Here is an 18,453-nt window from a genome sequence, read left to right as displayed (position 1 = left end):
ACAATTGGGGGAGACTCATGGACGCCAAGGTTACGGAATTTTCCGCCGCACGGACGGCGATGCAGCGCTACGTCGATCAGGAGATCATTCCGGGCGCATCCTGGGCCGTGCTGCGCGGGGGCGAGGTGGTCGACCAGCAATGCGTCGGCTTTGCCGACCGCGAAGCCAAGACCGCGCTTCGTCCCGACCATATCTTCCGCGCGTTCTCCAACACCAAGATCTTCGTCACCTGCGCGATCATGCTGCTGGTCGAGGAGGGCCGCATCGGGCTCGATGACCCGATCGAGAAATTCCTGCCGCAGCTCGCTGGTCGCAAGGTGCTGAAGCCGGACGCTTCGAGCCTTGCCGATGTCGAGCCGGCGAAGAACCCGATCACGATCCGCCAGCTCCTGACCCACACCTCCGGCCTCAGCTATGGCATCTTTGATCCCGGCACGGTGCTGTTCAAAGCCTACAACGAGGCGCGCGTGCTCAATCCGCTGACGCCACTGGCCGACATGATCGACCAGCTCGCCAGCCTGCCGCTGTCCTATCACCCGGGGACGTCCTGGGAATATTCGGTGGCCACCGACGTGCTCGGCCGTATCGTGGAGGTCGTCTCCGGCCAGGCGCTCGATACCTTCCTGAAGGCGCGCATCTTCGATCCGCTCGGCATGACCGATACCGGCTTCCATGTTCCGGAAGCGCAGCAGGGCAGGCTGGTTGCGCTCTACAATGGCGCTGATGTGCTCGATCCGATGAAGCCCGGCCTCACGCGGGCCGACAATCTGCCGTTTCCGCAAGCCTATCGGCGGCCGTTCCCGCGGCTCTCGGGCGGTGGTGGTCTGGTCTCGACCCTGCCAGACATGCTCGCACTGGTCCGCGCGCTGCTGCCCGGTTCGGATGCGCTGTTGAAGCCGGAGACGCTGCGGCAGATGATGACGAACCAGCTCCCGGCAGGGCAGACCATCCGCTTCGCCAATCTCGGCCCGATCCCCGGCAAGGGCTTTGGCCTCGGCGGCGCCGTCACCTTCGCGCCGACGCCGTTCGATCCGCCGAACTCCACCGGGGAATTCCAGTGGGGCGGGCTCGCCGGCACCCATTGGTGGATCTGCCCTGAGGCCAATACCGCGGGGGTCCTGATGGCCCAGCGTTACATGGGCTTCTGGAATCCATACTTCTTCGAGTTCAAGCGCCTGGCCTATCAGGCCGTCGGAGGCTGACCCGCGAAAAAATTGCACGCGCCCGCGAATCCTTTTCGGCCGGGGCGTCCTCTTAGTGGTCGAGGCATTTTGCCGCGGCCTAACTCGGAGGATGAGATGGCGTTTTACAGGAAGAACATCGGCGGCCTGCATCAGGCAGTGCGGATCGCCTTGGGCGTCGCGGTGATGGTCGCGGCATTCGTCTATCTGGCGGGTACGACGGCGTGGCTGGTCGCGCTGGGCGGCGCCGGCTTCGCGCTGACCGGCTTCGTCGGCTATTGCCCGATGTGCGCGATGGCGGGGATCGGGCGAAAGGGCGTCTCGTGAGTGCGGCTGCGATCTCGCCAAACCTGTTCGAAGCCGCGCGACTCGGCGATCCCCACGCGATCGCCTCGCTGCTCGAGACGGCGCAGCCGGATATCCGCCGCTACGCGCGCGCCACCTGTCGCAGCTCGGCGGATGCCGAGGATGCGACGCAGGAGGCGCTGTGGATCCTGTTCCGCCATGTCGGCACGATCCGCTCGCTGCTGGCGTTTTCGGCCTGGCTGTTCAGCGTCGTTCGCCGCGAATGCCTGCGGCTGGCGCGTCGGGCCGGTGTCGTCGCCGCCATCGACGACGGCGAGGCGGAGGCGCTGCTGCTGGCTCGCCCCGAAGCCGATCTGCGGCTCGATGTGGCCGCGGCGTTCGAGGCGCTGCCGCCGTACTACCGCGATGTCGCCCTGATGCGCGACGTCAAGGAAATGACCATCGACGAAATCTCCACGGCGCTCGGTGCATCCAGGCAGACCGTGAAGGCGCGACTGCACCGCGCCCGCGCCTTGATGCGCGAGTATCTGACGAGATGAGACATGAGTGAATACCGGAGGAGGAGAATCGAATGATGCGGGCGGGAGGTGGTGCCTCCCGCCCGCTGCTTGTGTCAGTCCTTCCACGGATCGAACTCGCCTTCGCCGGCCATGGCGACGGCGAACGGCCGCAGTGTGTGCAGCACCTTCACGGTGCCGGCGTGCTGCGCCAGCACGTCCGGCAGGCGACGATAGGCCATCGGGCTCTCGTCGAGGTCGGCACCGATCAAGGTGACGCAGCGCTCGTTGAGCCAATGGTCCATTTCCGCGCGCGAGAAGCGCCGCTTCGCCTCCTTGCGTCCGAACAGCCGGCCGGCGCCGTGCACGGTCGAATAGAGCGAAGCCTTGGCCTCCGGACTGTCGACGCCTTCGAGAATGACGGCGTCGTCGCCCATCGAGCCGCCGACGAATCCCTTCTGGCCGGGAAACGCCGGCGTCGCGCCCTTGCGCACCACCCACAGATCCTTGCCGTCGTGGGTCTCACGCCAGGCATAGTTGTGGTGGTTGTGCACGCTCTCAGTGACGCTGCCGCCGATGATCTGGCGGACGCGCTCGACGACCCACTCGCGGCCCGCATAGGCATAACGCCCGGCGAGCTGCATCGCCGCGATGTAGCGGCGGCCGAGCTCGGAATCCTCGTCGACGACCGCGGGCGGGACGTTCATACCGTCCTTGCCCCCGGCGGCCTTGAGGTAGCGCGTCGCGGAGGTGTGTCCGAGACCGCGGCTTCCGAAGTGGACGCCGATCCAGACAAAGCCTTCCTCGTCGCGCATGAGGTCGACATAGTGGTTGCCCGATCCGACCGTGCCGAGCTGGCTCACCGCCTTCTGACGGTAGGCCTCCATGTCGCTTTCGCGCCAGGCATCTGCGTCGTCGAACAGGTCGTGCTCGGCCCGCTCGGCATTGGCGCGGCCGACCCCGAACGAGATCACCTTGGCGACGTCGCGGATGATCGTGGGGACGAGGCCTGCAATGTCGTCGAAGCGCGTGTCGAGCCGGGCGGCCATGTTGCCGCAGCCGATGTCGAAGCCGACGCCGGAGATGCTGATCTGCTTCTCATAGGCGATGACCCCGCCGACCGGCTGGGCGTAGCCGAGATGGCCGTCGGCGCAAATCACGCCGGATACCACGTTGCCGACCGCCATGCAGTTGCGCATCTGCGCGATCGTCGCGTCCTCGTGCGGGCCGAAAACCTTCAGCGGCGCATTCTGGAAGCGGGCGTCCTGCATCCGGAACTCGGCGATCGAGTTCGCGGTCGCATTGGCCTCGCGGGCAAGATGCTCCTTGCGCGCGGCGTCCTTGTACAAGCACCAGGCCGGCTGGCCGCGTCCTTCGCCGACGCGCGAGTCGGGATCGATGCCGGCGGCGAGGCAGAGCTCGCGGGCGCGTTCCATGTAGGGATCGGATCGTCGCATGGTCGTGTGTCCTGCTTTGCATTCCGCACGCACCATAGCCGGGCGGACGGATCATTTCAGAGATTTTGAAAGCCCCGGGCGCAGTACCCTGCGTCCGGGGCCGTTGTCGTTGCGCATCAGTTCAACGCCGTTTCCGACGCCGCGATCCACGCGACCACGGCCTCAGAGAAGCCGTTGACGCGGGTCCAGGCGCCGTGGCCGACACCGTGCTGATACGAGGCCACGTTCACGATGGTGCCGCGCGCCCTGGGCTCGGGCACCTGGTCGTGGCTCTGCTCGTCGGTGAAGACGATGAGGCGATCGCCCTTGCGGTCGATCTCCGCCACCGCCTTGCCGAGCCAGGTTCCGCTATGCGGCTGCGAGTTGATGATCGCATCTCGAAGCGCGAAGCCGCGGCGGGGAGGGACCTTCACCACCCTGTCGGAGAAGGTGAAGATCTCGACCTCGTCGCAGATCTCGCGGGCGAGGATGGCCAGGCCACACGCCGCCTCCGCGCGCGTCATTTCCGACTGCGCGGAGAGCGTCGCGAACATCGAGCCCGACACGTCGATCAGGAGCCGGGAGCGGCCCGGGAGCCGCACATGATCCTTGACCGACTTGAGCATCGCAGCCTCGAGCTCGGGCTCGAAGTCCGGCGCATAGCGCGCCGCCGTGATGAAGCGATAGGGAAGGATACGATCCGTCCGCATCGCGTCGATCGCGCCTGCGATGGTCTCGCGCGGGACCTGCGCGTTCTGCATCAGCCGCAGATTGCGCATGAGCGCCAGCCCGCCGAGCTTGCGCTCGGCGATCAACCGCTCGAAGGTCTCGCGCTTGTTCTTGCCGGCCGAGAGCGAAACCTCCCAGGTGTCGGGGGAGGCGAGCTCGCCATCGACGAGCTGCTTCCACACCTTGGCCTGGTCGGCGTCCTTCGGCTTGGCGTGCACCAGGAACAGCACGTCCCTGATCCGCACCGCGCCGTCGCGGTCCCACTTGGCGAGCTGGTACGCGTCGAACTTGGTCAGCGCGCGGGCAAGGCCCTTCTTGACCTGCGCCGAGACCGGCTGACGCTTGCGCTGCTGCTGAGGGCCGAGCGCATCCGCCCAGTAGATCGCAAGCAGCTCCGTCATCTCGTCGGGACGCTGGATCACCCGGTGAAGTGTGTCGGCCACGAGGGCGCGGTGCTTCTCGCTCCGCGCCATCTCGCGGATGACGAGCAGCGGCGCGTGCCGCAGCTTCATCACCTCGCGCGCCTCGATCGCAAGCTGTGCCACGCGCGCCGGAGCAACCTTCGGCACCAGGGCCCTGATGCGATCGGCGATCGCGACGCCGTCCTCGTAGAACTGGTCCTCCCACAGGAGGCAGTTCATCAGCGCGCGCTTCAGCTCCATCTCGGGCGTGAAGCGCACGGCACGGGCGCCCTGACGCGTGAAGGCGCGAACGATCTTGTTGAGCCTGACCATGACGGCCTCCTCTTGGGTTGGTGATGGAATGGAAGCGGGTGCCGGGGAACAAGCGAGGCTGAACGTGCTCTACCAACTGAGCTACGGACTGATGTCCGGGAGGGCTCGAACCTCCGACCGCGAAGTAACAGCGCTCTTCACCACCGGCGGTGGCGACGAAGGGACACGATCCGGGAACAGGCGATTCTGTGACCCGGCGAGCGAAAGCCCGCCGGAAAGCGCTCTGGCCACTGAGCTACCGGTGCATCGTACACCGGGCGGGATTCGAACCCGCGACCTCTCGCGTGATAGGCGAAGTAACAGAAATCTTCACCACGGACCGTGATGGTTTGGCGGGGAACGAGCGATGCTGTTGCTGCCCTTGCGGGCGATCCGCCCCTTGCTCTTGCAGGAGTCGAACCTGCGCGGTCCGAAGTAACAGACATCTTCACCACCGCCAGGCCGACGCTCTCGCGTCGGCCGTTGATGGGTACGCTGGGGAACGGGCGATCTCGGCTTTCAGTGACGACAACACAGGACCCTTCTTGCGAACGGATCCTGCGCCGGGCCGCGTGCGAACCTTTTCCGAGGCCGCATCCCGGTGCGTGTGTCAAAGGCGGGAGGCATACCCGCTTTGCCGTGTGGAGAAGTATCCGAGATCTTCACCACCAGCGTCGGTTGAGCCGCGACGACAGCGGCAAACCGAACTACAAAAATTCTATCGCGGCGCTGTCGACGCGCCGCATGTTGCGAACCATCAGGGTTCGCTCTGCCATCGGTGTCCGGCTCATCGCCTCGTTCCCTCCGGCAGGCCCCGCGCGCTTGGGCACGCGCCTCTCCAGCGCGAGCCCCGAGATCCGGGTCTCTCGTTCCGGCGATTGCCGGGATGTTCGGTTGGGCCGCGCGGCGAGCAATAAAAAACCCTCCGGAGCGGCGGGCTCGGGAGGGTCCGTGAGAAGCGGACTGTCGATCTTGCGGTCAGGCAAGATCGCTCCCATGAGCCGGGCATGCGACGTCGAATAGCTTTGAGCTATTCGGCATGCGGACAATTCTTTCGTAGCGGTGTGACATCGCTCGGTTCATGGTGTGCTTGTCGCAAACGGAAGCGTCTGCGAGGGCGCGGGACATACGCCCGCAACTTGCGGATGTCAAGCGACGCGCGCGTGGAAAAACGAAAATGACGGACGCATGACGTGCCAAACTATCTCGGCCTCGACGGATTTCGTTTCGGCTGGGTCGCGGCCTGGATCGACGAGCGCGACAATCATGGCTTCGATTATTCGCCGGGCCTGATACGCTTGCTCGCGTTGCCGCATGCGCGCGCGATGATCGACATGCCGATCGGATTGAATCCGGCCGGCTATCGCCTGTGCGACCTGCATGCGCGCGAGCTGATTGGCCCCGCCGTGTTTCTCGGTGCGCGCCGCGATCTCTGGACATTTCCCGATATGGCGGCGGCCAATCGTCACTACTGGACGCATGAAGGCAAGGGCAGGGGCGTGTCGGCGCAGCTCTGGAATATCAGGGAGAAGATCAGGGACGTCGATGAGATCATGACTCCGGCACGGCAGTCGACGATCGGCGAAGCGCATCCGGAATTGGTGTTCTGGAATCTCGCAGGGCGAGTGCGGCTTGAACCGAAGACGTCGGCGCAAGGCCGCGAGCAGCGCGTCGCGCTGCTGAGAGCTCGGGGTTTCACCAAGGTCGAAAGATGGCTGACGCTTCGCCACGGTACCGGCATCGGTCGCGACGATCTCATCGACGCCTGTGCCTGCGCGGTGGCGGCGCGTGACAGCACGCAGCGTGTCGGGGGCGAAGAGGTCGATCCGCGCGGACTGCGGATGGAGATCAACTACTGACCAGATCAACTCTGCCGATCGCTTGTACCGGCAAGGTGACCACGATCACAACGGCTCGGCTTCAAGGAGCCACCCTCATCGCCCAGCCTTGCTGCTCGCGCGTCGTACACATCGGCCATTGCTCGCAGCCTTCGTGCGGCTTCGCGATGGGCGAGATCGTCCGCGACGCGGCGACAGCGCTGAGCGTGATCGAGCAGGGCGCGCTTCTCAATGTTCATCCCGTCACAACGCGCAAGTTGCTCGATGGTCCCTCGAAACAACGCAACGTCTCGTCTGAGAAAACGGGAAAAACCGGCAAAATTTTCCTGCCGAGTTGGAACACGGCATGTCAGCGGGCGTTTAAGCCACAGGAGTTGAGGGACAAATACCATGCACGATGTCTGCCAATGGGCGACCGCGACCCTCGCGATTGCCTTCACGGCTGCGCTGCTGATCACGGGTCAATGGTTCATCCAGTATCGACTGCAGCATGAAACCATGACGCCGGTCGTCAAGATCGCGACGCTGCCTCTCTAGTCGCTTCAAGGGCGTCAATTGCTAATCCACGCCTTCCCCTGATCTTCCAGATAATCGGCTGGCCTTGCGCCGTTCGCTTGCTCGCCTAGATTAGGCGGCATCTCACCAACGCAGCGGGAGTGCCGATGTCTGATCTGTCCGCCTTTCCCATCACCAAACGCTGGCCGGCCAAGCATCCCGAACTGCTTCAGCTCTATTCGCTGCCGACGCCGAACGGCGTCAAGGTCTCGATCATGCTGGAGGAGATCGGACTTCCCTACGAGGTCCATCTCGTCGATTTCGGCAAGGGCGATCAGAAGACGGCTGAATTCCTCTCGCTCAATCCGAACGGCAAGATCCCGGCGATCCTCGATCCCAATGGTCCGGGCGGCAGGCCGCTGCCACTGTTCGAGTCCGGGGCGATCCTGCAATACCTCGCCGAGAAGACCGGCAAGCTGCTGCCCGAGGATGCCGCGCGCCGCTACCAGACCATCCAGTGGGTGCACTTCCAGATGGGCGGCATCGGGCCGATGTTCGGCCAGGTCGGCTTCTTCCATAAATTCGCCGGCAAGGATTTTGAGGACAAGCGGCCACGTGACCGCTACGTCGCCGAGGCCAAGCGCCTGCTCGGCGTGATGGAGACGCATCTTTCGGGGCGGCAATGGTTCATGGATGACGACTACACCATCGCCGACATCTCGATGCTCGGCTGGGTGCGCAATCTCATCGGCTTCTACGGTGCCGGCGATCTCGTCGAATTCACCCAGTTCAAATCGGTCGGTGCCTGGCTCGAACGCGGCCTCGCGCGTCCGGCGGTGCAGCGCGGGCTGAACATTCCGCCGCGGCCGTAAGATCAGGTTAGCGCCTTGTGGGTCATGTAGAGCGCCATCAGGGAGACGAAGGCGATCATGACCCGGCGCAGCACCGATTTGCTGACGCCATTGGCCAGGCGTGCGCCGAGATCGGTGCCGATCCAGAGGCCGGCCAGAATGCCTGTGATGGCCGGCCAGCCGACCAGCAGGCCCTTGCTCCAGTAGATCCAGGCCGCCGGAAGGTTGGTCGGGAGGATCGAGAAGACGAGGCTGACAAGCTGCGCCTGATGCTGCGGCACGCGCAGGCCTGCAGCAAGGCCGACGGTGATCGCAAGGCCGCCGCCGATGCCCATGAAGCCGGAGGAAAATCCGGCAAGCAGGCCGATGAGCAGCAGCGGTAACCGGGGCAGTTGGTCCTGGTCGCCGGGCTCACGGCCGCCGTCCTTGCGATCGCGACGCAGGATCAGCAGGACGATCAGCGCGACGAGATAGACGACATAAGTCCATTGCAAGACCTGGTCGGAAACCGCCGCCGCGGCGTAACCGCCACCGGCGCCGCCGACGAGAAATCCGATGCCGATCCAGATAATCCACGGCAAGGGGCTGCGATTGCCGCTCTGCCAATAGCGGCGCGCGCCGGCAAGGCCCGTCGGCGGGACCTGTGTGATCAGTGACGTCCCTTGTGCGACGTGTTGTTCCGCGCCGAGCAGCAGCACGCTGAAGATCACGAGCCCGCCCCCCGGGCTCGTCCCCGTGAAGCCCGATGCCAGGCCGCTGATCAGGCCGACGCCGGCGCCAGCAAGCAGGTCGTGGATCCCTGACATCGCTTACGTCCTGGTTCGCCGCTTGATGTCGGGCCTGGTCGTGCGAAAGCCGTCGATCACCCCGGCCACGGCCGCCATGCAGGCCTCGACGTCGAATGCGTCGCCCCAGCATTTTTGCAGCACAAAACCCTGGAAGATCGCGATCAGCACGCGTGCGATCGCTTCCGCACCGAGGTCGCGTCTGATCAGGCCGTCATGCTGGCCGCGCTCGATCAGCGCCACGATCAAGGCGCGCGGCATGTCGATGCCCTCGACGACGCTGGCGCGGACGCGGCGGTTGCGCAGGGCTTCGGCCCAGCCGTGAATGCCGACACGGCGGCGCGCTTCGCCGGCGGGGTCGGTCAGCCATTGCGCGTAAACGCGGATCAGCGCGTGAAGCCCTTCGATCGGATCGCCGGATCCTTGCGCGACCGAATTGAGCACGGCTTCGCGGCGATGCCGGTCGTCGGCGAGCGCCTCGATCAGATCGTCCTTGCTCTGGAAGTAGAGATAGACCGCGCCGTGGCTCAGTCCGGACCGTTTCACGATGTCGGCCATGCCGGTCTGGTGAAAACCGTCTTCGGAGAAGCAGGCGAGGGCAGCTTCGAGAATTTGCTGCCGCCGGCTTTCGCGCTGCTTGTCGCTGATCTTGGGCATCTCGCCGTCCTTAAATAACTGACAGGTCGATCGTTTTATCCTCGATCCCTATTGGGCCGAGAACGAACCGATCGCGATAAAAAACGATCAGTCAGTCATTTTTATTGTAGAAGAGGATTTTGATCAAGTCTGGCCGGTCTCGGGCCGGGAAGGAGGAGATGATGTCCGTTGCGAATGCGTCGACAGAGGCGACGCTGCACTCGATCGCGCCCGGCTAGAACAGCCGTCCGCCGTTCGGCACTGGCCTGCTCGGCTGCACCAGCACGACCTTGCCGTCGGCATCGGGGAAGCCGAGCGTCAGCACCTCCGAGATGACGGGTCCGATCTGGCGCGGCGGGAAATTGACGACGGCCGCGACCTGTTGTCCCACCAAAGTCTCGAGCGGATGGTTTTCGGTGATCTGGGCCGAGCTCTTCCGCACGCCGATCACCGGGCCGAAGTCGATCCACAGTCGAAAGGCCGGCTTGCGCGCTTCCGGAAACGGTTTTGCCTCGACGATGGTCCCGACACGGATATCGACCGCGAGGAAGCTGTTGAAGTCGATGGCCGGCGTGGCGGTGGCTGCGGGATCGTGAGTGACGTGCATAAAGCGTCCGTTCGGAGAGTTGGCTTCGTTCGCAATATTGTCGCGCGAAGCGGAGTTTCGTACAACGCTGCGAACATCACGATACGCCATGCGCGAGGAACATCTTGCCCAACACCATCTACGGCATCAAGAACTGCGACACCATGAAGAAGGCGCGCGCCTGGCTCGATACCCATGGCGTCGCGTATGAATTCCACGACTACAAGGCGGCGGGCGTCGAGAAGGACAAGCTCAAGCAGTGGAGCGACAAGGTCGGCTGGGACACGCTGCTCAATCGCGCCGGCACGACCTTCAAGAAGCTGCCCGATTCCGACAAGGAAGGCGTCACCGAGAAGAAGGCGCTGGCGCTGATGCTAGCGCAACCATCGATGATCAAGCGGCCGGTGCTGGAAATCGGCGGCAAGCTGCTGGTCGGCTTCAAGCCGGACATCTATGCCAAGGAAGTCGGCGCCAAGACGCGTTAGAGATTAGTTCAGCTCGATGATCTCGTTGGTGACGCCGGGAGCCGGCTGGTCCGCGAATTCGACCACGTCGGCCGTCGCGATGCGGCCAGGCGCGCGATGGAAGAGATCGCGATCGATCACGGCGCGCAGTTTCGGGCGCGGCAGCGCGTCATTTCCGCGCATCAGATTCTTGATCTCGAAGCCGCCGTCCTCGCAGAAGGTCTTGACCGAGGCGATGACGTGGCAGACTTGGCCGCCGGTCTGGAAAGGCAGCAGCAGCCGTTCATACGCGACGATGCGTCCGTAGATGTCGTCGACATCGGCAACGCTGTAGACGGGCAGCCCGCGTGCCACGCATTCATAGTAAACCGGCATCACGAAGGGGGCGAGCCGCGGCCCGAGATAATCGTCGAGCAGAACACCCTTGCCGGTATGCCCATAAGCACGGGAGATGCGCGTGCCTTCGCTCTGGATGGTGAGGCGTGGCGCCGGCGTCGAAGCGTCCACCGTATAATAGATGAGATCGGACAGCTCTTCCTCGAGCCGCGCAGGCTGATATTCCCAAACCGCCGGCGCGATCTGCTGGCTCGCGTAAAGTCGCAGCCACGTGTTCAGGAGGTCACGCTGCCTGATCGACTTGACGACGGACGGAGCGGCGCTGGCGAAATCCAAAACGATAATCCCGGAACGTCAAAACCCGCACATGATGCCGTGTGCGGGAAAATTTTCTATGAAGGCTGGCGTGCCGGACGAAAGACCGTTAACGACGGCTTGATGACCGGTGCCTTGCGAACCGGGAGGCCGGGCAGGCACGACATCAAAACATCTCCGACTAAGGGAGCATTTGTATCCCAGCCGGAGACCTGATCTGCTCAGCTTTCCGCCTTGCCTAACCCCCGTCACCTCCGGCATATTCCGCGCCCGGAGGCGGCGTTCCGGATGGGCTCCAAGGATAGGCTCCAAGGCCCCCGGAAAGCCGAAGCAACAAGGATAGCCACGCGGCTCGCGCGGGCAGGGGGAAATCTGTTTGGCCGATGAGTTTATTCTCGAAACGGAAGGCTTGACCAAGGAGTTCGCGGGCTTCTTCGCCGTTCGCGACGTTGCGCTCAAGGTTCGCCGTGGGAGCATTCATGCGTTGATCGGCCCGAACGGGGCCGGCAAGACGACCTGCTTCAATCTTCTGACCAAGTTCCTGAAACCGTCCGCCGGAAAAATCCTCTACAAGGGGCAGGACATCACCGCGATGGCGCCGGCCGACGTGGCCCGCATGGGGCTGGTTCGCTCGTTCCAGATTTCGGCGGTGTTTCCGCATCTCACGGCGCTGGAAAACGTCCGTGTCGCGCTTCAACGCCAGCACGGCTCTTCGTTCGATTTCTGGCGCTCCAAGTCGGTGCTCAACCGTTTCAACGATCGCGCGCGCGAATTGTTGAACGATGTCGGCCTGAACGAGTTTGCCAACACGCCCGCGGTCGAGATGCCCTACGGGCGCAAGCGTGCACTGGAGATCGCAACCACGCTCGCGCTCGACCCGGAGATGATGCTGCTGGACGAGCCGATGGCCGGCATGGGCCACGAGGACATCGACAAGATCGCGGCGCTGATCAAGCGCATCTCGGCGAAATACACCATCCTGATGGTGGAGCATAATTTAAGCGTCGTGGCCAACCTGTCCGACATCATCACCGTGCTGACGCGCGGCCAGGTGCTCGCGCAGGGCCATTACTCGGAGCTCACCAAGGACGAGCGCGTCAAGGAAGCCTATCTGGGAGCCGGTCATGCCTGACACTGCGATCGCCGAGGCTCCGGCCAAGGCTGCGACCGGCGGAAACATCCTTCAAATCCGCAACCTGGAAGCCTGGTACGGCGAGTCTCACATCCTGCACGGGATCAACTTCGACGTGAACGCGGGCGAGGTCGTCACCCTGCTCGGGCGTAACGGCGCCGGCAAGACGACCACGCTGAAGTCGATCATGGGCATCATCGGCAAGCGTACCGGCTCGGTGAAGTTCAACAACCAGGAGATCATCCGCGCGACCTCCGACAAGATCGCGCGCATGGGCATCGCATTCTGCCCGGAAGAGCGGGGCATATTCTCCAGTCTCGACGTGCGGGAGAATTTGATGCTGCCGCCGGTGGTCCGCGAAGGCGGGCTGCCGCTCGATCAGATCTTCGAGCTGTTTCCGAACCTGAAGGAGCGGCTCAACAGCCAGGGCACCAAGCTGTCCGGTGGCGAGCAGCAAATGCTCGCGATCGCGCGCATCCTGCGCACCGGTGCGAGCTTCCTGATGCTGGACGAGCCGACCGAGGGCCTTGCGCCGGTCATCATCCAGCAGATCGGCCACACCATTGCGCGGCTCAAGAAGGAGGGTTTCACGATCCTCCTGGTCGAGCAGAATTTCCGCTTCGCATCCACCGTCGCCGACCGTTACTACGTGGTCGAGCACGGCAAGATCATTGACGGATTTTCCAATGCGGATCTTGCCGCCAACATGGACAAGCTCCACACCTATCTCGGTGTGTAGCCGAGCAGACCGGACGTGCAAGAGTAACTATCAAAGGAATATTGGGAGGCGGATTATGAAGCACAGCATTTCGGCAATGTTGCTCGGGACGGCCCTGGCGCTCGGCGCGGCAGGTGGCGCAGTCGCGCAGGACAAGAACATCAAGATCGGCGTGCTGACCGACAATTCGGGACTCTATGCCGATCTCGGTGGCTCTGGCTCGACCGTCGCCGCACAGATGGCGATCGAGGATTCCGGGCTCGCTGCCAAGGGCTGGAAGCTCGACCTGATCTCCGCCGACCATCAGAACAAGCCCGACATCGGCTCCACGATTGCTCGGCAATGGATCGACGTCGAGAAGGTCGACATCTTCATGGATGTCCTGAACTCCGGCGTTGCGCTGGCGGTCAACAATGTCGTCAAGGAGAAGAATTCGATCCTGATCGACACGGGTGCGGCGACGTCGGATCTCACCAACGCGCAATGCTCACCGAACACGATCCACTGGGTCTATGATACCTATATGCTGGCCAACAGTACCGGGCAGGCGCTGGTGAAGGCGGGCGGCGACACATGGTATTTTCTCACCGCGGACTACGCCTTTGGCCATGCCCTCGAGCGCGACACCGCCGCGGTTGTGGTGAAGTCGGGCGGCAAGGTGATCGGCAATGTCAAGCATCCCCTGAATACTGCCGACTTCTCGTCGTTCCTGCTTCAGGCGCAAGCCTCCAAAGCCAAGATCATCGGCATGGCGAATGCCGGCGGCGACACCACCAACACCATCAAGCAGGCGGCGGAGTTCGGCATCGTCTCGGGCGGCCAGAAGCTTGCGGGCCTGCTGCTCTTCATCACCGACGTGCACTCGCTCGGTCTGAAGGTGGCGCAGGGCCTGAATTTCACTGAGACCTTCTATTGGGACATGAACGACGGTACGCGCGCGTTCTCCAAGCGCTTCTCCGAGCGCATGAAGAACAAGGCGATGCCCTCGATGGTGCAGGCCGGCGTCTACTCGGGTCTGCTGCACTATTTCAAGGCGCTGGAGGCGATGGGCGGCAATCCGCATGACGGGGCCAAGGTGGTCGCCAAGATGAAGGAGATGCCGACGGACGATCCGCTGTTCGGCAAGGGAACGATCCGCGGGGACGGTCGCAAGCTGCATCCCGCCTATCTATTCGAGGTCAAGAAGCCCGAGGAATCCAAAGGGCCCTGGGACTATTACAAGCTGATCGGCACGACGGCCGCGGATCAGGCGTTCCGGCCGCTGTCCGAGAGCGTCTGTCCGCTCGTGAAGAAGTAAGTGTGATGATGCGAGCCGGCGCTACGGCGCCGGCTTGCTCTTGGGGAACGACGAGAAGGGACCGGGTGCGGGATCGATGCAGGCTCTATACGCTCAGCTACTGGTGGGACTGATCAACGGCTCGTTCTACGCGCTGCTCAGTCTCGGGCTTGCCGTGATTTTCGGCATGCTGAACATCATCAATTTCGCCCATGGCGCGCTCTACATGATGGGCGCCTTCGTTGCCTATTTCCTGTTGAGCCTCGGTGGCATCAACTACTGGTGGGCACTGCTGATCGCACCCGTGATCGTCGGCATCTTCGGCATGATCCTGGAAAGGACCATGCTGCAATGGCTGACCGGGCTCGACCATCTCTACGGCCTGCTCCTGACCTTCGGCATCGCGCTGATCGTGCAGGGCGTGTTCCAGAACTATTTCGGCTCCTCCGGTCTGCCTTACGCCATTCCGGACCAGCTCAAGGGCGGCATGAATCTGGGCTTCATGTTCTTGCCGATCTATCGCGGCTGGGTGGTCGTGTTCTCGCTGGTCGTATGTCTGGCGACATGGTTCCTGATCGAGAAGACCCAGCTCGGCGCTTACCTGCGCGCCGCCACCGAAAATCCGACGCTGGTGCGTGCCTTCGGCATCAACGTGCCGCGCATGATCACGCTGACCTATGGTCTCGGCGTCGGCCTTGCCGCGCTCGCGGGCGTGCTGTCGGCGCCGATCAATCAGGTGCGACCGCTGATGGGCGCCGACCTGATTATCGTGGTGTTCGCGGTGGTCGTGATCGGCGGCATGGGTTCGATCATGGGCTCCATCATCACCGGCTTCGCGCTCGGCGTGATCGAGGGTCTGACCAAGTATTTCTATCCCGAGGCCTCCAACACCGTCGTGTTCGTGCTGATGGTGCTGGTGCTCTTGGTGAAGCCAACGGGATTGACGGGAAGGGCGGCCTGATATGACAACCCTGACGGACGACACGCTGCCGGTGACCCCTCGCGCGATGCGCGACGAGATGATCGCTTTCGTAGTGATGGCGCTGCTGCTGGCGTCGGTACCATTCACGGGCGTCTACCCGTTCTTCGTGATGCAGGCGCTGTGCTTTGCGCTGCTCGCCTGCGCCTTCAATCTGCTGGTCGGCTATGGCGGCCTGCTGTCGTTCGGCCACGCCATGTTCCTGGGGACCGCCGGCTATTGCTGCGCGCATGCGCTGAAAGTGTGGGCGTTGCCGCCTGAGCTCGGCATCCTCGTCGGCATCGCCGCGGCTTTCGTGCTCTCGATCATCACCGGCTACATCTCGATCCGCCGCCAGGGCATCTATTTCTCGATGATCACCCTGGCTCTGTCACAACTCCTGTACTTCATCTACCTCCAGGCCCCGTTCACCCACGGTGAGGACGGCATCCAGGGCATCCCGCAGGGACGCATGTTCGGCGTCTTCGATCTCTCCAAGCCGACGGTGCTCTATTACGTCGTGCTGGTCGGGTTCCTTGCCGGCTTCCTGTTGATCTACCGCATCATCAACTCGCCGTTCGGCGAGGTGCTGAAGTCGATCCGGGAGAACGAGCAGCGCGCGATTTCGCTCGGCTACCGCACCGACCAGTACAAGTTCCTGGCCTTCGTGCTGTCGGGAACGCTGGCCGGTTTTGCCGGTGCGCTGAAGGTCTTTGTGGCGCAGAACGCCTCGCTCACCGACGTCCATTGGTCGATGTCGGGCGAGGTCGTGCTGATGACGCTGGTTGGCGGCCTCGGAACCATCTTCGGCCCCGTGGTCGGTGCTTTCGCGATCATCGCCATGCAGCAATATCTCGCCGGCTTCGGCCAATGGGTGACGGTGATCCAGGGCTCGATCTTCGTGGTCTGCGTGCTCACCTTCCGCCGCGGCGTCATCGGCGAAATCGCGCATTACTTCCGGAGATCGCTCTAACTGGTTGATTTGAAATCGGTTTGCCGGCCGCTTGAAAGCGGTGGATGATCCGGCTCCGCGGGCGTGAGATGACACGCGCGCGGATCGAAAATGGTCTATGACAGTTTCATGACGGCCTGACAGGGCCGGGCCATTTCCAACCGGTAGCCTACCCCCATGATGCGATGGTTTCGTGCTTTCCTTCCCAAGGAAGAACGGTTCTTTGACCTGTTCGACCGGCATGCCCAGACGGTGATCCAGGGCTCCATCGCGCTCCAGGGCATGCTGAACGGGGGCGAGGAGACGCCGGTCTATTGCCAGCGCGTCAACCAGTTCGAGAATGATGCCGACAACATCACCCGCGAGGTGCTGACGGCGGTGCGCCGCACCTTCATCACCCCGTTCGACCGCGGCGACATCAAGAACCTGATCACGTCGATGGACGACGCCATCGACCAGATGCAGCAGACCGCCAAGGCGGTGATGCTGTTCGAGGTCCGCACCTTCGAGCCGCCCATGCGCGAGATCGGCGGGCTATTGATCGAATGCGCCAATCTGGTCGGCCGCGCGCTGCCGCTCATGCAATCAATCGGCCCGAACGTCGCCATGCTGACCGCGATCACGGAGGAGCTCGGCAAGCTCGAGGGCCGCGTCGACGATCTCCACGACATCGGTCTGAAGGAGCTGTTCCTCAAGCATCGCGACGGCAATGCGATGGACTTCATCGTCGGCGTCGAGATCTACGACCACCTCGAGAAGGTGGCGGATCGCTTCGACGACGTCGCGAACGAGATCAACAGCATCGTCATCGAGCAAGTTTAGGGCAGGCCGCTGTGGATGCCGCGTTGGGTCTTCCCGTCCTGGTCGGCTTGATCGCCGTCGCGCTGCTGTTCGATTTCCTGAACGGCCTGCACGACGCCGCCAATTCGATCGCGACCATCGTCTCGACCCGCGTGCTGCGGCCGCAATTCGCGGTGTTCTGGGCCGCGTTCTTCAATTTCGTCGCCTTCATGGTGTTCGGACTGCACGTCGCCCAGACCATCGGCACCGGTATCATCGATCCCTCGATCGTCGATGCCCAGGTGATCTTCGCGGCCCTGGTCGGCGCCATCGTCTGGAACCTCGTGACCTGGGCGCTCGGCATCCCGTCCTCGTCGTCGCATGCGCTGATCGGCGGGCTCGTCGGCGGCGGCATGGCCAAAGCCGGGATCTCGGCTGCGGTGTGGAGCGGATTGAGCAAGACGGTGCTGGCGATCGTGCTGTCGCCGCTGATCGGCTTCCTGCTGGCGATGATGCTGGTGGCGATCGTGTCCTGGGCCTCGGTGCGCTCGACGCCGTTCGCGGTCGATCGCGCCTTCCGCATCCTGCAATTCGCCTCCGCCTCGCTCTATTCGCTCGGCCATGGCGGCAACGACGCGCAGAAGACCATGGGCATCATCGCGGTGTTGCTCTATTCGCAGGGCCATCTCGGCAGCGACTTCTCGGTGCCGTTCTGGGTGGTGCTGTCCTGCCAGGCGGCGATGGCGCTGGGCACGCTGATGGGCGGCTGGCGCATCGTCCGCACCATGGGCCTGCGCATCACCAAATTGACTCCCATGCAGGGCTTTTGCGCCGAGACCGGCGGGGCCGCGACTTTGTTCATGGCGACCTATCTCGGGGTTCCGGTCTCCACCACGCACACCATCACCGGCGCCATCGTCGGCGTCGGCGCCGCCCGCCGCGTCTCGGCGGTGCGCTGGAACGTTGCCAGCTCGATCGTCTACGCCTGGGTGATCACGATCCCGGCCTCGGCCATCGTGGCGGCGCTGACCTGGTGGGCGGTCAAGATCTTCGTCAAGTAACCAGCTTCAGCCCGACGATCCCGGCAACGATCAGGGCGATGCTGGCAAGACGAAGGGCGGTGGCCGGCTCCCCGAACAGGACAATGCCCAGCGTTGCGGTGCCGACCGCGCCGATGCCGGTCCATACCGCATAGGCGGTTCCGACGGGCAGCGATTTGAGGGCGAGGCCGAGCAGGATGACGCTGCCCGCCATGGCCGCGAGCGTGACGACGGACGGAACAAGTCTGCTAAAACCCTCGGTGTATTTCAGGCCGATCGCCCAGGTGATCTCGAGAAGACCCGCGACGAACAGGATGCTCCAGGCCATGACGACCCTCCCTTCAAGGCAGGGTCGTCCCCGCGGCTGATGGGCGGGGAGGCCGTCCTCCCCCCAAGGCCAGTATGGCCAAGGCCGATATGGGGCTGGCC

The 18,453-nt window shown here is 63.6% G+C and carries 22 protein-coding genes; 14 read left to right on the top strand and 8 right to left on the bottom strand.

Annotated elements, in window-relative coordinates:
- The first annotated feature begins 17 nt into the window (after window positions 1-17).
- The 3 genes from GGD67_RS02645 (at window position 18) to GGD67_RS02635 (ending at window position 2,026) form a co-directional block, all read left to right on the top strand.
- Window positions 18-1,202: a serine hydrolase gene (locus GGD67_RS02645; protein ID WP_179730732.1), complete on the top strand. Its 1,185-nt coding sequence runs from the start codon at window positions 18-20 to the stop codon at window positions 1,200-1,202.
- A 96-nt stretch (window positions 1,203-1,298) separates the two neighbouring features.
- The gene (locus GGD67_RS02640) at window positions 1,299-1,508 is read left to right on the top strand and encodes a DUF2892 domain-containing protein (protein WP_179730731.1); all 210 of its coding nucleotides are present in this window, start codon (window positions 1,299-1,301) and stop codon (window positions 1,506-1,508) included.
- A complete protein-coding gene (locus tag GGD67_RS02635; RefSeq protein WP_179730730.1) occupies window positions 1,505-2,026 on the top strand; it encodes an RNA polymerase sigma factor in 522 nt (173 codons plus the stop codon). The genes GGD67_RS02640 and GGD67_RS02635 overlap by 4 nt, the downstream gene beginning before the upstream one ends.
- Window positions 2,027-2,100: 74 nt before the next feature.
- On the opposite strand, the gene GGD67_RS02630 is transcribed toward GGD67_RS02635, so the two are convergent.
- The 3 genes from GGD67_RS02630 to GGD67_RS02620 all read right to left on the bottom strand — a co-directional run bounded on the left by GGD67_RS02630 (window position 2,101) and on the right by GGD67_RS02620 (window position 5,848).
- Window positions 2,101-3,441 carry an RtcB family protein gene (locus tag GGD67_RS02630; protein WP_179730729.1) on the bottom strand — a complete coding sequence of 447 codons (1,341 nt, stop codon included), beginning with the start codon at window positions 3,439-3,441 and terminating at the stop codon, window positions 2,101-2,103.
- Between the two features lie 116 nt (window positions 3,442-3,557).
- Window positions 3,558-4,883 carry a TROVE domain-containing protein gene (locus GGD67_RS02625; RefSeq protein WP_179730728.1) on the bottom strand — a complete coding sequence of 442 codons (1,326 nt, stop codon included), beginning with the start codon at window positions 4,881-4,883 and terminating at the stop codon, window positions 3,558-3,560.
- 686 nt (window positions 4,884-5,569) lie between these two features.
- Window positions 5,570-5,848 carry a hypothetical protein gene (locus GGD67_RS02620; protein WP_157644254.1) on the bottom strand — a complete coding sequence of 93 codons (279 nt, stop codon included), beginning with the start codon at window positions 5,846-5,848 and terminating at the stop codon, window positions 5,570-5,572.
- 207 nt (window positions 5,849-6,055) lie between these two features.
- On the opposite strand from GGD67_RS02620, the gene GGD67_RS02615 reads away from it, so the two are divergent.
- From GGD67_RS02615 to GGD67_RS02605, 3 genes are all read left to right on the top strand, one after another.
- Window positions 6,056-6,721 (top strand): DUF429 domain-containing protein, encoded by a 666-nt coding sequence (locus GGD67_RS02615; RefSeq protein ID WP_179730727.1) that lies wholly within the window; start codon window positions 6,056-6,058, stop codon window positions 6,719-6,721.
- Window positions 6,722-7,090: 369 nt separating this feature from the next.
- A complete protein-coding gene (locus GGD67_RS02610) occupies window positions 7,091-7,237 on the top strand; it encodes a hypothetical protein (RefSeq protein WP_018317626.1) in 147 nt (48 codons plus the stop codon).
- 125 nt (window positions 7,238-7,362) lie between these two features.
- Entirely contained in the window at window positions 7,363-8,067 is a 705-nt protein-coding gene (locus GGD67_RS02605) for a glutathione S-transferase family protein (protein WP_179730726.1), read from the top strand.
- A gap of 2 nt (window positions 8,068-8,069) precedes the next feature.
- Here the strand turns inward: GGD67_RS02605 and GGD67_RS02600 are convergent, their stop codons facing one another.
- The 3 genes from GGD67_RS02600 to GGD67_RS02590 form a co-directional block, all read right to left on the bottom strand.
- The gene (locus GGD67_RS02600) at window positions 8,070-8,852 is read right to left on the bottom strand and encodes a sulfite exporter TauE/SafE family protein (RefSeq protein WP_179730725.1); all 783 of its coding nucleotides are present in this window, start codon (window positions 8,850-8,852) and stop codon (window positions 8,070-8,072) included.
- Between the two features lie 3 nt (window positions 8,853-8,855).
- On the bottom strand, window positions 8,856-9,488 hold the full coding sequence (locus GGD67_RS02595) for a TetR/AcrR family transcriptional regulator (protein WP_179730724.1): 633 nt from the start codon (window positions 9,486-9,488) through the stop codon (window positions 8,856-8,858).
- Between the two features lie 214 nt (window positions 9,489-9,702).
- On the bottom strand, window positions 9,703-10,074 hold the full coding sequence (locus tag GGD67_RS02590) for a tRNA-binding protein (RefSeq protein WP_179730723.1): 372 nt from the start codon (window positions 10,072-10,074) through the stop codon (window positions 9,703-9,705).
- Between the two features lie 104 nt (window positions 10,075-10,178).
- Between GGD67_RS02590 and GGD67_RS02585 the strand changes: the two genes are divergently transcribed.
- Window positions 10,179-10,538: an ArsC family reductase gene (locus tag GGD67_RS02585; protein WP_179730722.1), complete on the top strand. Its 360-nt coding sequence runs from the start codon at window positions 10,179-10,181 to the stop codon at window positions 10,536-10,538.
- Between the two features lie 3 nt (window positions 10,539-10,541).
- On the opposite strand, the gene GGD67_RS02580 is transcribed toward GGD67_RS02585, so the two are convergent.
- Window positions 10,542-11,189 (bottom strand): hypothetical protein, encoded by a 648-nt coding sequence (locus GGD67_RS02580; RefSeq protein ID WP_179730721.1) that lies wholly within the window; start codon window positions 11,187-11,189, stop codon window positions 10,542-10,544.
- A 355-nt stretch (window positions 11,190-11,544) separates the two neighbouring features.
- Here GGD67_RS02580 and GGD67_RS02575 point away from each other — a divergent pair, with 355 nt between their 5' ends.
- The 7 genes from GGD67_RS02575 to GGD67_RS02545 all read left to right on the top strand — a co-directional run bounded on the left by GGD67_RS02575 (window position 11,545) and on the right by GGD67_RS02545 (window position 18,045).
- Window positions 11,545-12,300, top strand: coding sequence for an ABC transporter ATP-binding protein (locus GGD67_RS02575; RefSeq protein ID WP_018317619.1), 756 nt, complete (start codon window positions 11,545-11,547; stop codon window positions 12,298-12,300).
- Entirely contained in the window at window positions 12,293-13,039 is a 747-nt protein-coding gene (locus tag GGD67_RS02570; protein ID WP_018317618.1) for an ABC transporter ATP-binding protein, read from the top strand. Before GGD67_RS02575 ends, GGD67_RS02570 begins: the two co-directional genes overlap by 8 nt.
- 55 nt (window positions 13,040-13,094) lie before the next feature.
- A complete protein-coding gene (locus GGD67_RS02565; protein WP_179730720.1) occupies window positions 13,095-14,315 on the top strand; it encodes an ABC transporter substrate-binding protein in 1,221 nt (406 codons plus the stop codon).
- 76 nt (window positions 14,316-14,391) lie between these two features.
- Window positions 14,392-15,255, top strand: coding sequence for a branched-chain amino acid ABC transporter permease (locus GGD67_RS02560; protein ID WP_018317616.1), 864 nt, complete (start codon window positions 14,392-14,394; stop codon window positions 15,253-15,255).
- A gap of 1 nt (window position 15,256) precedes the next feature.
- Window positions 15,257-16,225: a branched-chain amino acid ABC transporter permease gene (locus tag GGD67_RS02555; protein WP_092252768.1), complete on the top strand. Its 969-nt coding sequence runs from the start codon at window positions 15,257-15,259 to the stop codon at window positions 16,223-16,225.
- Between the two features lie 156 nt (window positions 16,226-16,381).
- The gene (locus GGD67_RS02550; protein ID WP_018317614.1) at window positions 16,382-17,026 is read left to right on the top strand and encodes a DUF47 domain-containing protein; all 645 of its coding nucleotides are present in this window, start codon (window positions 16,382-16,384) and stop codon (window positions 17,024-17,026) included.
- 11 nt (window positions 17,027-17,037) lie between these two features.
- Window positions 17,038-18,045, top strand: a complete 1,008-nt coding sequence (locus GGD67_RS02545; protein WP_092252770.1) for an inorganic phosphate transporter — start codon at window positions 17,038-17,040, stop codon at window positions 18,043-18,045.
- Here GGD67_RS02545 and sugE read toward each other — a convergent pair.
- On the bottom strand, window positions 18,038-18,352 hold the full coding sequence (gene sugE, locus GGD67_RS02540) for a quaternary ammonium compound efflux SMR transporter SugE (RefSeq protein ID WP_018317612.1): 315 nt from the start codon (window positions 18,350-18,352) through the stop codon (window positions 18,038-18,040). The two genes, GGD67_RS02545 and sugE, sit on opposite strands and share 8 nt — an antisense overlap.
- Window positions 18,353-18,453: the final 101 nt, after the last annotated feature.

Source organism: Bradyrhizobium sp. IAR9, assembly GCF_013408065.1.
Lineage (GTDB): Bacteria > Pseudomonadota > Alphaproteobacteria > Rhizobiales > Xanthobacteraceae > Bradyrhizobium.
Note: the sequence above shows the minus strand (reverse complement) of the source record. Positions and strands in the feature narration are given on the sequence as shown.